Origin of the sequence: Streptomyces sp. B21-083 (genome assembly GCF_036898825.1) — a bacterium.
Lineage (GTDB): Bacteria > Actinomycetota > Actinomycetes > Streptomycetales > Streptomycetaceae > Streptomyces.
In genome coordinates this window covers 1,870,327-1,884,317 of sequence record NZ_JARUND010000001.1, presented here as the reverse complement: position 1 = coordinate 1,884,317, position 13,991 = coordinate 1,870,327, and the positions used below count along the sequence as shown (strand labels likewise).

The 13,991-nt window shown below is 71.5% G+C and carries 9 protein-coding genes and 1 pseudogene; 4 read left to right on the top strand and 6 right to left on the bottom strand.

Features of this window, described 5'->3' with window-relative positions:
• Positions 1-5: 5 nt before the first annotated feature.
• From QA861_RS08285 to QA861_RS08275, 3 genes are read right to left on the bottom strand one after another with little or no spacing between them, the layout of a single operon-like run.
• Complete coding sequence (locus tag QA861_RS08285; RefSeq protein WP_334587558.1) at positions 6-887, bottom strand: carbohydrate ABC transporter permease; 882 nt, start codon at positions 885-887, stop codon at positions 6-8.
• Positions 884-1,867, bottom strand: a complete 984-nt coding sequence (locus QA861_RS08280; RefSeq protein ID WP_334587557.1) for a carbohydrate ABC transporter permease — start codon at positions 1,865-1,867, stop codon at positions 884-886. The genes QA861_RS08285 and QA861_RS08280 overlap by 4 nt, the downstream gene beginning before the upstream one ends.
• Positions 1,868-1,874: 7 nt before the next feature.
• A complete protein-coding gene (locus QA861_RS08275) occupies positions 1,875-3,176 on the bottom strand; it encodes an extracellular solute-binding protein (protein WP_334587556.1) in 1,302 nt (433 codons plus the stop codon).
• A 282-nt stretch (positions 3,177-3,458) separates the two neighbouring features.
• On the opposite strand from QA861_RS08275, the pseudogene QA861_RS08270 reads away from it, so the two are divergent.
• The 3 genes and pseudogenes from QA861_RS08270 (at position 3,459) to QA861_RS08260 (ending at position 7,514) form a co-directional block, all read left to right on the top strand.
• Positions 3,459-4,863 (top strand): annotated as a pseudogene (locus QA861_RS08270) (serine/threonine-protein kinase).
• Positions 4,864-4,935: 72 nt separating this feature from the next.
• Positions 4,936-6,255, top strand: coding sequence for an AAA family ATPase (locus tag QA861_RS08265; protein ID WP_334587555.1), 1,320 nt, complete (start codon positions 4,936-4,938; stop codon positions 6,253-6,255).
• Positions 6,252-7,514, top strand: coding sequence for a vWA domain-containing protein (locus tag QA861_RS08260; RefSeq protein WP_334587554.1), 1,263 nt, complete (start codon positions 6,252-6,254; stop codon positions 7,512-7,514). Before QA861_RS08265 ends, QA861_RS08260 begins: the two co-directional genes overlap by 4 nt.
• Before the next feature lie 242 nt (positions 7,515-7,756).
• Here QA861_RS08260 and QA861_RS08255 read toward each other — a convergent pair whose 3' ends face one another.
• Positions 7,757-8,446, bottom strand: coding sequence for a GAF and ANTAR domain-containing protein (locus QA861_RS08255; protein ID WP_334587553.1), 690 nt, complete (start codon positions 8,444-8,446; stop codon positions 7,757-7,759).
• 170 nt (positions 8,447-8,616) lie between these two features.
• On the opposite strand from QA861_RS08255, the gene QA861_RS08250 reads away from it, so the two are divergent.
• Positions 8,617-9,816 carry a winged helix DNA-binding domain-containing protein gene (locus QA861_RS08250; RefSeq protein ID WP_334587552.1) on the top strand — a complete coding sequence of 400 codons (1,200 nt, stop codon included), beginning with the start codon at positions 8,617-8,619 and terminating at the stop codon, positions 9,814-9,816.
• Positions 9,817-9,932: 116 nt separating this feature from the next.
• Here the strand turns inward: QA861_RS08250 and QA861_RS08245 are convergent, their stop codons facing one another.
• Together QA861_RS08245 and QA861_RS08240 are read right to left on the bottom strand one after the other, a co-directional pair.
• Positions 9,933-10,724 carry a S1 family peptidase gene (locus QA861_RS08245; protein ID WP_334587551.1) on the bottom strand — a complete coding sequence of 264 codons (792 nt, stop codon included), beginning with the start codon at positions 10,722-10,724 and terminating at the stop codon, positions 9,933-9,935.
• Between the two features lie 263 nt (positions 10,725-10,987).
• On the bottom strand, positions 10,988-13,816 hold the full coding sequence (locus QA861_RS08240) for a helix-turn-helix transcriptional regulator (RefSeq protein WP_334587550.1): 2,829 nt from the start codon (positions 13,814-13,816) through the stop codon (positions 10,988-10,990).
• Between the last annotated feature and the right edge of the window lie 175 nt (positions 13,817-13,991).

Here is a 13,991-nt window from a genome sequence, read left to right as displayed (position 1 = left end):
GGATGTCACCGCATTCCCGATCCGGAGATGCCCTGCACGAAGTAGCGCTGGAGGAACAGGAAGAGCACCAGTACCGGCAGCATCACGACGATCGCGCCGGCCAGCAGCAGACCGTAGTCGGTGACGTGTGCGGCGGCCTGGCTGGTCGCGGCGAGGCCCACCGGCAGCGTGTAGGTGTCTATGCTCTGGGCGACGATGAGCGGCCAGATGAAGTTGTTCCACGACGACAGGAACGACATGATCGTGATCGTCGCGACCGCCGGACCGGCCAGCGGCAGGAAGATGCGGAAGAAGATCCGGAACTCGCCGGCGCCGTCGATGCGGGCCGCCTCCAGCAGCTCGTCGGGGACGGACATCGCGTACTGCCGCATGATGAACACCGACAGCGGCAACGCCACGCCGGGCAGCGCGATACCGGTGAGGGTGTCCGCGAGCCCCATGTCCACGGTGAGCACGAACTGCGTGACGAACACCGTGCTGAACGGCACCATCATCGCCGCCATGACCCCGCCGAACGCGATCCGTCGGCCCGCGAAGTCGAGCTTGGCCAGCGCGTAGCCGGCGGCCGACGCGGCCACGATGTTGCCCGTCACCACGAGGCCCGCGACCAGGACGCTGTTGGCCAGGAACCGCCCGAAGCCGGCCGTCCGGAACAGCCGGGTGAAGTTGTCGAGGGTGACGTGGTGCGGGAACCAGGCACCCGGGTCGGAGCGGATCTCGTCCAGTCCGCGCAGCGAGCCGCTCGCCACCCAGACGAACGGGAGCAGCGTGAGCAGCGCGCACAGCGCCAGCGCGCCGTACAGCAGCGGGCGCGACGGTGACCGGCGGGGCAGGGTCGCCCGGTCGGTGGTCGGGCGGGTGGTCGCGGGTGCGGTGAGGGCGGTCATGAGCGGGACCTCAGCAGTCGGAACTGGACGGCGCTGACCAGGGCCACGAGCAGCAGCATCACGAAGGACGCGGCGGAGGAGACCCCGAACTCGCCCGAGCCGAACTGGTGGTAGGTGTACAGCGCCATCGACTCGGTGGAGCCCAACGGGCCGCCGTTCGTGAGGAGATAGGGCTCGTCGAACACCTGGAGGTAGAAGACGGTCAGCAGGACCGACACCATGAGGGTGGTGGGGAGCAGCAGAGGCAGGGTGATGTGCCGCAGCTGCTTCCAGCGGCCGGCCCCGTCGAGGGCGGCGGCCTCGTACACGTCCTGCGGTATCGCCTGCAGGCCGGCGAGGAACAGCACCATCGCGGTGCCGAAGTTGCGCCAGACGCCGAGCAGGATCACTACGGGCATCGCGAGGTTCGGGTCGTCCAGCCAGTTCGGTCCGGCGAGACCGACAGCGCCGAGCACCTTGTTGACGGTGCCGTCGGTGTTGAAGGCGTACTGCCAGATCAGGGCGACCGCCACGACGTTGGTGACCACCGGCGCGAAGAAGACAGTACGGAACACCCCGCGCAGCCGCCGGATGCCGGAGTTCAGCGCGACGGCCAGGGCGAAACCGAGCCCCATGGTCAGTGGCACCCCGACGGCCACGAAGAGGGCCGTGTTCAGGATGTCCCGCAGGAAGATCTGGTCCCGGAACAGCCGGAGATAGTTCTCCAGGCCCGTGAAGTCGACGGCGAACGGGTGCCGCAGGTCCGCGCCGCGGAGATCGGTGAAGCTGAAACCGAGCGCGGCGACGGTGGGGATCGCCGTGTAGAGCAGGAACACGACGGCGAACGGGGCGAGGAACAGCCAGGCGACAGCCGTTCGGCGACCGCCCCCGGAACTCCGGGAACTCCGGGAACTCCGGGAGATCCGGGAACCCTGAGAACTCCGGGAACTGCTGGTGCGGCGCACCGGGCGCGGCGCCTCCGGGTGGATGGTGGTGGTCATCCGCGGCTCACTTCGCGCCCGTGCCGAGGCTGTCGGCATACGCCTGGACGTTCGCCGCCGCCTTCGCGGCGCTCTCCTTGCCCTTGGCCACGGCCTCCATCTCCTTGCCCAGCCGTGTCGCGACCTGCTGCCAGGTGCTCACCTGGGGAAGCGCCCGGGTGTTCTTCAGCTGGGTGAGGAAGGCGTCGAGGAGCGGCTGGTTCGCGATGGCGGGGTCGTCCCACGCGGAGATGACGGCCGGCAGCGAGCTGTACGCCTTGTACTGCGCCACCTGCGTGCTCGGCTTCGCGAGATACCGGACCAGCTTCCACGACGCGTCCGCGTCGCGCTCACCCGCGAGCACGCCCCAACTGCCCCCGGCGGAGAAGGAGGTGCTGCCCGAGGCCCCGGCGGGCAGCGGTGCGGTGGCGACGTGGGCGGCCGTCCAGCCCTCCTTCTTCGCGGCGGTGTCGAGCTGCCCGACGACCCACGGCCCGGTGATCATCATGGCGGTCTTGCCCGACACGAAGTACGGCTGCGCGTCGAGGAACGTGGGCCCACTGGTGTCGGCCGTGCCGGAGGTGAAGAACGACGCGTTGTACTGGAGCGCGTCGACCATGGCCGGGCTGTCGAGGGACCACTTTCCGCCGGACGAGAGCAGCGAACCGCCGGCCTGCCAGGCGTACATCGCGACGTCCTGGCCGTTGAAGATGTCCCAGCCGATGTCGGCCCCCAGACCGTGCCCGGCGCCGGCGCCCTGGAGCGCCTTGAGGAACGGCACCGTCTCGTCCCATGTGGCCGGTGCCTTCACGCCCGCCTTTTTGGCGAGGTCGGCGCGGTAGACCAGCGCGTAGGTGTAGGCGTACCAGGGCACCGTGTAGGCGACGTTTTTGGCCACGCCGGCGGCCCAGAGACTCTCGAAGAAGTCCGCCTTGTCGACGAGGCCGTCCGGGACGGGCCGAAGGATCGCCGGGTCCAGGAACTGCGACTGCGACTCGGGGAAGAACTGGGCGACGTCCGGACCCTTGCCCGCCGCGATCGCCGACTGGAGCTTGGTGTAGTACTCGGCGTTCGGGATCAGTGTCAGCTTCACGGTGACGTCGGGGTTCGCGGCTTTGAAGGGCTTGATGACCTTGTCGAGCACATCGGCGTCGCCCTGGGCGGCCCAGACGGTGACGGTGCCGGTGGCCGGGGACGCGTCGACGGGGGCGGCGGTACCTGTCGCGGCGGCGGTGTCGTCGCTCCGCCCGCAGCCCGTCAGGGCGAAAGCGACCCCGAGAGCCAGGCCCGCGGTCAGCTTGAGGACGCCACGTCTGGAGGAATCGGTCATTCGGGGCTCCTGTGCAGGGATGGTGCCGACGGCGGCTGGTGCCGAAAAGCTACGAGGGGGGTATTTCGGCCAAGTGGCACTGCCGTCACGAATAATTTCGGAACTTGTAGCGAAATCGATTCGCACTGTTTTGTTGCATATGGGCGAACGTTGAGCAGGGAGGAGGCAGGAAAGAGGCAGAAAAGAAGTGGCGGGCCGCGGCCGGGGGCCGCTAACGTCCCGCACGATGACCACTCACTCTGTGAACAGATCGGGGGTCCCGTCCGCGCAAGGTGAGTGCTGATGCTCACTCGGAACGCGTACGGGGACACCCACCCTTCTTACTGGCCGCGCGTGCGACAGTTCGCCGTGCCGCCGTCCATGATCGAGACCGCCACGGCTCGCCGCCTCGTCGGTGACTGGGCGGGCGCCTGCGCCGCCGCAGGCGTCGACGTCGATCTGAATCTGCGATCCGTGTCCCGTGTCCATGGCCACGAACTCGCGGCCCGACTCCGCGCCGACCTCCGCCACTTGGCGCCCGACCTGCTCCGCTGGCACCTGCCGAGGATCGCCCCCGACGGATTGCTGCGCCCGGGACTGACGATCGGTCTGGCCCGGTACGACACCGCCGGACGCCGCGCCCGCCTGGGCGGATGCCGGCCAGCGGCTCAGTCTCGCGCTGTGGGACGGGACCTTGGCGGACGCGGCCACTCGCCGCCATCCGCACCCCCGCCCCAACCGACGGTTCCGACTCGATCTGCACCGGCATCTGTGGGACGCGCGCAGAACCGGCGAGCTGCGGACCCGGTCAGGGGCCGACCGGCCACCGGGCGGCGACCTTCCCGCGCCGCCCCAGGATCCGCTGATGCAGCTGCCGCAGGGGCATCGTTGCGCCGTGGATCGGTGGGCGGCCGAGGCGCAGCTGCTGCTACGGGCCGACGAGCGACCCACCGGTTCCGGCACCGGAACCCGCGCGGGCACGGTCACCGTACGGCTCGGGGCCCGCCACCGGCTGCTCCTGGACCTCGTCGCCGCCCCGGACGGCAGCGCGCCGCCCACGCTGCGGATCGCCGAGGCACCCACCGCCACCGCCGCCTCCGCACTGCCGGTGCTGCCCGACGCGGCGACCTGGGTGCTGCCCGACCTGGAACTGCTCCGGACCGGCGCGATCGACGTGGACCGGCTGCACCCGCTGGTCGCCTCGGCACTCGTACCGGACCGTCCGCCCACCCGTCCGCCCGGGGACCCGGGCCGGGCAGGTGAGCCGCGCCTCGTGGAGTGCCGGGGTGCCCGGCACCGGATCGGCCTGGTCGGCGGGGTGCTTGTCCCGCTGGACCACGATCCGGCCGAGATCCGCCGGGAGGAACTCCTGGCCGAACTGACCGGAACGCCACTGCCCTGTCTGCAGGCCATCGATGAGGCCCATCGCCAACCGGACTGTCTCACCGGCGTCCGCGAACGCCTGGATCACGGGGACATCGCCGGAGCCCTGGCCGTCGTAGAAGGCCTGTTGGGCCCCGGCGCGGTGTTGCGCGGCGGCGCGCTGCGCGACGCACTGGAGCGGGCCGCCGAGCGACGGATCACCTACGGACTGTTCAGGTCGGGCCTGACCGGACCCGGGCCGTATCCCGGACTCGGTGGCTTCAACGCGGACGGCAGCCGCACTCGTGACCACCGATCCCGCCCGCGCCAGGCGACCTTTCGCTGACCCGGGGACGCCCGTCCCCCGCAGCCACTCATCACGAGCACGACGACCACGACGACCCAAAGGTGATCAGACATGTCCACAGGCAGTTCCTTCGCCACCCTGGAGACCCCCGCCCTCGACGTCCCGGCCCGGGGAATCCCCGCCCGCGAGACGTCCGCGGCCCCGCCTCCCGCCCCTCAACTCGACATCGCCGCCGAGTTGCTGACCCTGCTGCGCGACACCACCACCGAACCCCGCCCCGACACCCAACTCGAGGCCCTGACACTGGCGGTGGCCGCCGACCTGCCCGTGCTCCTGTGGGGTGAGCCGGGAATCGGCAAGACCGCGGCCCTGACCCAGTTGGCCGTGGCCCTGGACCTTCCCCTCACCACGGTGATCGCGAGTGTCCACGAGCCGTCCGACTTCTCCGGGCTGCCCGTCGTCGGGGACGATCCCGCGACGCACGGTGTCCCGATGGCCCCGCCGGACTGGGCGGTACGACTCGTACGGGCCGGCCGGGGGCTGCTGTTCCTCGACGAACTGTCCACCGCGCCGCCGGCCGTTCAGGCCGCCCTGCTCCGGCTGGTCCTGGAGCGGCGGATCGGCGCCCTGCGACTGCCGCCGGGCGTACGGATCGTGGCCGCCGCCAACCCCCGGTCCTCGGCTGCCGACGGCTGGGAACTGAGCCCGCCGCTGGCCAACCGGTTCGTCCATCTCCAGTGGACCCATGACCACGAGGTCGTCGTACGCGGTCTCGGCGGGACCTGGCCCCGGGCCACGCTGCCGAGGCTCGCGCCCGAAAAGCTGCCGGACGCCGTGGACTTCGCCCGCCGGGCGGTGTGCGGGCTTCTCACCGCCCGTCCCAAACTCGTGCACCAACTGCCCGGCAACGAGACCCGCCGGGGCGGCGCCTGGCCGTCACCCCGGAGCTGGGACATGACCCTGAGTCTGATCGCCTTCGCGACCGCCGCCGGCTCCTCCCGGGAAGTCCTCTCACTTCTGGTCAGGGGCACGGTCGGGGACGGTCCCGGGCTGGAACTGCTGGCGAGCCTCGACCGGATGGACCTGCCCGACCCCGAGACGCTGCTCGCCGACCCGGCGACTGCCGTCCTGCCCGACCGGGGCGACCTGCGCCAGGCCGTACTGGACGGTGTGGTGGCGGCGGTCCGGGGCCGGCCGGAGAGGGCGCGCTGGGACGCCGCGTGGGCGCTGCTGGTCCGGGCACTGGAGACCGGCGCACCTGACCTGGTGGTCGTCCCGGCGACCACCCTGGCCTCGCTGCGGCAGCAGGACTGGGACGTCCCGGCAGCGATCGAGCGGTTCGCCGGAGTGGTGTCCCTGTCCCGACGGGCGGACCGGGCGGCGGACCGCGTGGCGGGTCGGGCAGGGGCCGGAACGAAGGGCGGCCGATGAACGCCGACGCGCCTGGGGTGCTGGACCTCGACAAACTGTTCGCCGCCCGGCTGCACGCCGTACGGGCCCGGCCCTACCTGGCCACGGCGCTGTTCGCCCTGCACCCCGTGGAGTCGCGGCAGGTACCGACGATGGCCGTCGACCGGCACTGGCGGTGCTACGTCTCACCGGCGTTCGTGGACCGGTTCCCGGTCGAAGAGCTGGCCGGGGTGTGGGTGCACGAGGTGTCGCACCTGCTGCGCGACCATCACGGACGCAGCGACAGCTTCGCCCGCGAGCGCGGACTGACCGGCCCCGGGGAGCGGCTGCGGATGAACATCGCCGCGGACTGCGAGATCAACGACGACGTGTTCGGCGACGGGCTGGTGCGCCCCGAAGGCGCTGTCGAGCCAGAGGCGTTGGGACTTCCGGCGGGGGAACTCATGGAGGAGTACCTGGGCCGCTTCCGGCTCGGACCGAACACCCTGGACCTGTCCTGGCTGGACTGCGGCAGCGGCGCCGACGGACTGGTCCGGGAATGGGATCTGGGACCGGACGGCGCGCACGGACTGACCGAGCAGGAACGGGACTCGGTCCGGTTCCGGGTCGCGCAGGGCATCAACGGCCGCCCAGGGAACGCCCCGAAGGGGTGGCGGCGATGGGCGGAGGAGGCGTTCCATCCGCCGCTGCCATGGCGGGAGTTGCTGGGCGCGGCGCTCCGCTCGGCAGCCTCCGACGGGGGAGTGGGCGAGGACTACACATACGGCAGGCCGTCGCGCCGTTCGGCCTCGCTGCCCGGCATCGTCCTGCCGAGCCTGCGGCGCAGACCGCCCCGGGTCTCCGTGGTCATCGACACCTCCGGGTCGGTCAGCGATGCCGAACTGGGCAGCGCTCTGCTGGAGGTCGCGGCGATCTCCCGCGCGGTGGGCGGCCGACGCGACCTGGTGACCGTACTGCCGTGCGACGCGTCGGCGCAGATCGTGCACTCGCTGTGCCGGGCCGAGGGAATCCCCCTGATGGGCGGCGGGGGTACGGACCTGCGCACCGGATTCGCCAGGGCACTGAGGACGACCCCGCGCCCGGATGTCGTCGTGGTGCTGACCGACGGCCAGACACCCTGGCCGGACACCCGGCCGCCGTGCAGGACGGTGGTGGGACTGTTTCCCCGGCAGCACACGGTCGGGCGGCGACGCCCGGTCCGGTCGTGGGACGAGGGCGAAGACGATCACTACGAGCCGGACTCGCCACCCGCCTGGGCACGCGTGGTCGACATCGGATGACCTCCCGGGCATGCGGGCCCGGGACATGCGGAACCGAGACCGCAGCGGTGCCCACGGATGCGAGAAGGCTCGGCGGATCCCCGGCCCGGAGGCCCGCTCCCGCTGTCCGTCCAGAAAACAGGGTGTGTGGATGGGGCAGGAGGGGGGACTTGGTCAGCAGGTCAGGTTCGGCGTTCCCATGGGGCTGAGCCGGCTCAGGTTCCTCTGGTTCGGACGTTGTGCCGGGGGAGCCGCCGCCCGGGTCAGGAGAGGCCGCCCTGCTCGCAGACCCTTCGGGCGACCTCACGGAGCTTGGTGTTGTTCTGCTGCGAGTAGCGGCGCAGTACGTCGAAAGCCTGCTCCTCGGTGATGTGGTGGCGGCCCATGAGGATGCCCATCGCCTCGCCGATGACATGGCGGGTGGCGACGGCCTGTTCCATCTGGGCATGGGCGCGGGCGCTCGAGAACGCGACCGCCGCGTGGGACGCCAGCAGCCACCCGGCCAGCTCGCTGGCCTCGGTGAACGCACCGGGTTTGCGGGAGTACAGGTTCAGTGCGCCGAGATCCTCGTCGTCGGTGAACAGCAGGAATCCCATCATGCTGCCCACTCCGAGTGCCTGGGCCTGCGGGGCGTAGGAGGGCCAGCGCGACTCCTCGGCGGTGACGTCGGCGATACGGAAGACCCGCTCCCCCTGGGAGGTCTGGGCCGCGTCGAAGCACGGCCCCTCACCCAACCGCTCCTGCAGCCGATCGCTGTCGACGACCAGCTGCTCGGTGGGGGCGAGGGACTCCACCCGCTGGCCCTGCAGCACCAGGATGCCGGCCGCGTCGCAGCCCTCCACGAGTTCGGTGGCCGACGCCGTGATCCGCTGGAGTGTGGCGTCGACCGAATCCTGTGCCAGGAGATCCCGCGCCATCGACGCCATCTCCTGGGCGAACCGTCCCCAGTCCACTTCGTCCTCCGCCTCTCGTCCGGTCCGGACAAGCCTCGTACCCAGTTTTTCACGGGTGCCCCAGGTCGGCGCCGTCAGCGGGGCAATCGGCCGCTCACTCTCCGTGACGCCACGTGTTCTCGCGGAATAGCGGACAGAAGCTGTCCGCAAGCAGGGCTAGCGTGTGAAACATGGAGAGCACGCGGAACACGGCGAAGACGACCTCGACAGCCACTCCGAGGACGAAGCCGAGGACCAACACGGGGACGAAGCCGGGGCGGCCGGCGGCGGCAGCCTCGGCCCCCGTCCTCGGCACCCGCGCCCTCAACCGGGCCACCCTCGCCCGGCAACTCCTCCTCACCCGGTCGCCGATGTCCGCGAAGGACGCCCTCGCACACCTGCTCGGTCTCCAGGCGCAGAACGTGAAGCCCCCGTACTACGCCCTCGCCGCCCGTCTCGACGGGTTCGTCCCCGAAGACCTGTCCCGGCTCATGGCCGACCGGGAGGCCGTCCGCATCGTCACCATGCGCTCGACCATCCACACCCACACCGCCGACGACTGCCTCACCCTGCGTCCACTCGTCCAGCCTGCCCGGGACCGCGAACTCACCTACTTCCGCGAGGGACTCGCCGGTGTCGACCTCGACCGGCTCACCGCCCTCGCCCGTGACCTCGTCGAGGCCGAGCCGCGCACGATGAGGCAACTGCGTGAGGCGCTCATCGTGGAGTGGCCGGACGCCGACCCGCAGTCCCTGTCCGTCGCCGCCCGCTGCCGGCTCCCCCTCGTCCAGGTCACCCCGCGCGGACTGTGGGGCCGTAGCGGCCAGGTCGCCCTCACCACCGCCGCGCACTGGCTCGGCCGGACGGCAGAACCAGCGGACCCGGCCGCGCTGCTGGACACGACCGTGCTCCGCTACCTCGCCGCGTTCGGGCCGGCCTCCGTGCGGGACATGCAGACCTGGGCCGGTCTGACCTGGCTGCGCGACGCCTTCGAACGCCTCCGCCCCCGTCTGCTCACCTTCCGGGACGAGCAGGGGGCCGAGCTCTTCGACCTCCCCGACGCTCCCCGCCCCGACCAGGACACCCCGGCACCGCCGCGCTTCCTGCCCGAGTTCGACAACCTGCTGCTCTCGCACGCCGACCGCACCCGCGTCGTCCCCGCCGACCTCAAGGGCCGTAGCTGGTCGGGCAATCAGGCCCACCGCGTCCTGCTCGTCGACGGTTTCCTCGCTGGCCTGTGGCACCTCACGGACCGCACGCTCACCGTCGAGCCCTTCGGCACCTTCACGAAGGACCAGCGGGCGGCGGTCGCCCAGGAGGGCGAGCGGATGCTCTCGGTACTGCACGAGGGAACGGCGTACGACATCCGGTTCGCCACCGTCGCCTCGTAGGCAGACGGGGAAACGTGGATAGAGGGCGTTGCGGACCGCTCGTGGCCGGTCCGCAACGCCCCCTGGCATTCACCCGAGGGGTACTCGGGAGACTGTGGTGGCCGCAGCGCTGGTGGTTACGACGCGACCTGCGTCGCCACCAGGCTGGAGAAGGTGGTCAGCCGGGTGTAGACCCCGGGGTAGCCGGCCGCCGCGCAGCCCTCTCCCCAGGAAGTAATACCTGCCAGGACGCCGCCGATCATCAGCGGGCCGCCGCTGTCGCCCTGGCAGGTGTCAACGCCACCGGCTGTGTAGCCGGCGCAGACCATGTCGCTCGCGATGTAGCTGGAACCGTACGAGCTGGAGCAGCTGGAGTTGGAGACGGTCGGGACCGTCGCCGTGCGCAGCTGGTTGGAGGAGCTCCCGTTGGAGGAGGTGGTGCCCCAGCCGATGATGCGGGCCGTGGTGCCGGCCGCGTACACGCTGGTCTGGGACGAGGTGACGTACGACGCCGTGGTGTACGGCATCGAGGTGGCGAGGGTCAGCACGGCCACGTCGTCGCCGTTGCCGGCGTCCGTGTAGCTCGGGTGGATCCAGATCTTGGTGACCTTGCTGACGGTGCCGTTCGTGCCGTTGAGGTACGTACGGCCGCCGACGACTCTGACGCTGCTCGTCGTCTCGTCGACCATACAGTGGGCGGCGGTCACGACCTTGGTCGCCGAGACGAGGGTGCCGCCGCAGAACTGGTTCTGCGAGGCGTCCGTGATCTGCATGACGTACGGGTACGCCGACGCCGTCGTCGTCGTACCGCCCACGATGGGCTGGGGTGCGGCGATTGCCCCGGGGGCGGCGATCAGCGCGGTCGATGCGGCGGCGGCGCTGGCCACCAGAACTGCGGCGGCCTTCTTGGCACGGGCGAGCCCGAGCATGGGTTCTCCTCCTGTGGGGATTGCCGGTGGGGGGACGCGCGGGTGTGAGGGGCGTGCACGGAGCGTTGGGGGCCGCTCCGTATGCCCGGCGAACGGCACATCCACAAGGTAGGAGCCGGATAAGGCCTCTCCCAATGAGGGAACCCCCTAGGGGAGTTGGGGGAGGGAAAACCCTCGGTCGTACGGGGTCGACGGCACGGTACGGTGAGAGCGCAAGGATGGATCGCGCGCAGGCACACGACCGTACGGCGGGTACGCGGACGTCAGTTGGTGTGGCGTCCCGCCGCCAGCCGGACGATGTCCACCCGGGACCGGATCCCCAGCTTCCGGTACACCCGGGTGAGGGTCGCCTCGACCGTCTTGACGCTGATGAACAGGCGTCCGGCGATCTCGCGGTTGGTCGCGCCCTCCATGACGAGCGCCGCGACCTGACGTTCCATCGCGGCGAGCCCGTCGAGCGCGGCGGCGGCCTGCGGCTGCTGTACGAGGGGCTGCGGGGCGGGGTTCGGCACGGTGGCCGCGTCCACCCGGCGCAGCCAGGGCAGCGCGCGGGACCGTCTGAACAGACGTGCCGCCTCGTCGTACGACGTAGGGGCGGGAGTGGGTCCGGGACCCGGCGGTCCGGTGCGCAGCTCGGCCAGGGCGAGGGCGGCCCGCGCCTCCTCAAGTCCGTAGCCCAGCTTGGCGAGTCGATCCTGCGCGGACGTCAACTGGGCGACAGCCGCCTCGTGTTCACCCCGCGCGGCGCGCACCAACGCCTCGGCCCGGTCGAGCACCGCGAGCACGCTCTCGCGCCCCAGCCGCAGTGCGTGCGCGCGGGACACGTCGATGACCTCCTGCGCCTCGGCCAGCTCACCGACGCGGACGAGTGCCTCCGCGAGGTCGCCCTGCCAGCGTCCGCGCGCCGGGTCGTCGACGCCGAGATCGTGCTCCAACTCCCGTGCCCTGCGCAGCGACTGCACCGCGCCCGGCGCGTCCCCGGCCACCAGCCGGGCGTACCCCAGAGCTGCCTGGGCCCGGGACAGATAGATCAGGTCACCGTTCTCCTCGGCGTGCTCGACGGACTCGCGGGCCAGCGCCAGCGCCCGGTCCACGTCACCGCCGGACGCCTCCGCCAGCGCGGCGAGCATCGCGGAGGCGACCTCGCCGATGCCGGTGTCCCTGGCCAGCCGCAGGCTCTCCCGGGCCAGGTCCAGCGCCCGGCCGCAGTGCCCGCAGCGCAGTTCGGTCTCGGCCAGGCCGCGCAGGAAGTGCACCTCGCTCTCGACGGACCCGCGCCGGCGCACCTCACGCAGCAGGGTGGTGATGGTGGCCCGCGCCTCGGGCAGCTGGTCGCTCATGATCAGCCAGCGGAAGCGGGCCGACCCGATGCCGTTGTGATGGACGGTCACCTGCGGGTCCTGGGGCTCCTTCAGCGCGCGCTTGATGGTCGCGGGCGCGTCCGGGTGGCCCATCAGCGTCTCGGTCTGGGCCTGGAAGGAGAGCGACATCAGCTCCGTGCGCCGGTCGCCGCCCCGTGCGGCCAGCTCCGCCGAGCGTGCGGCCTCCTCGCGGCACTCGGCGAAGTCGCCCTCCACGAGCAGCGCCCGCCAGGCCAGTTGGTAGTGGATCAGGGCGAGCAGTCGCGGGTCGTCGCCCGCGTCGGCCAACGCCTGCGGAAAGACGGCGTCGACCTCCGTCATGGCGTGGCCCGCCGTGTCGATCACGATGATCCAGGCCCGCACCCGTTCGGCGGGCACCGTGGTCCGGGCGAGCACCTGGCGGGCGACGTCCCGCGCGAGATCCAGTTCGCCCGCGGTGATCGCGTCCTCGGCGGCCCGCAACCGGTGCTCGTCGGGGTTCGGCACGCCGTCCGCCGGGGTGTACCGGGCGGCCAGCAGCCCGAGCGAGGAGGCCACCGTCGGTGCTCCTCGGTCCCGGGCCAGCGCGGCGGCCTCGGCGAGGCGTGCGGCCACCTCCGGATCCGTGCCGTCGGTGGCCAGGGCGAGGTGCCGGGCCCGTTCGATGGGGTCGGACGCGGCCGTGGACAGCGCGGCGTGCGCGGCCCGGCGCTCCTGGGCGCTCGCCTCCGCGTACAGCGCGGCCGAGACGAGGGGATGCGCGAACCGTACGGCCGGACCCTCGGGCTCCGTGGCCAGCAGTCCGAGGGCGGCGGCCTGGGCGGTCTCGGCCTCGGCGTTCTCCCGGCCGGCCGCGTGCAGCAGGGCCAGCGTCGGGCGGGCGCCGGCGCTCACCACGAGAAGGGTGCGGCGGGCGTCGTCGGACAGCATCTCCAGGCGGCTGAGCACCAGCGCGCGCAGCGAGGTCGGCACCGGCAGCGGCTCGCCCGGGCGTGGGGGCGTGGGGTTCTCGGCCAGGGCGCGGCCCAGTTCGAGGGCGTACAGCGGGTTGCCTGCGCTGGTGCGGTGGATCTCCCGCACGGTCGAACGCGGAAGGTGGTAGCCCCGGTGCTCCAGGAGCGTCTCGACCTGGGCGCGGGTCAGCGGGTTCACCCGGACCGCCAGGGTGTCCGGTGTGGACGCGCGTAGATAGCGGTCGTACTCCTGTCCGTCCGTCCGCCCCGCGAACACCATCCGGACCGGGTCGTCGCCCAGTCGGCGGGCGGCGAACCCGAGGAGTTCGGTGCTGGCGGTGTCCAGCCACTGGAGATCGTCCGCGACGACGAGGACGGGGCCCTTGGCGGCCAGCGCGCGCAGCGCCGACAGCACCGCGAGCCGCAGCGCGAGACCGTCGCGCTGGAGCGTGGACTCGCCACGGCCGGTGAGCGCCGACTCCAGGGCGACGCGCTGGGCGGCGGGCAACTGGCCGGCGACCTCGTCGAGGGCGAGACCGAGAAGATCGGCGAGTGCGAGGAAGGGGAGATGCGATTCGGACTCCGTGGCGGAGCAACGCAACACGGTCCGTGCCGATTCGCCATATTCCGCGGCCAATGTCCGCAGGACGGTCGACTTTCCTATTCCGGCCGGTCCGTGCAGCAGCACGCTGCCGCCGCGCGAGAGTTGCTCGCGCGCCCCGATGAGTGCCTCTTCCCGGCCGATGAGCAGGTCAGAGCGGCATCGGCCAGGCTCCTGGAAGTCCCGTCGCACGGTCACCGCTCCCCTCCTGTGTCGTGTGGGCCCCAATATTAGGCAACAGATCTTTGAATTTCGGACCGGCGACGTGGTGAGCCGAATAACAGGACGGTTGAGGCATCGGAAAATTCAAGTCACATGTGAATGAATACACCGTATACGTGTGCGGAGCGTGACGACAGACCTCGGCGTGGAC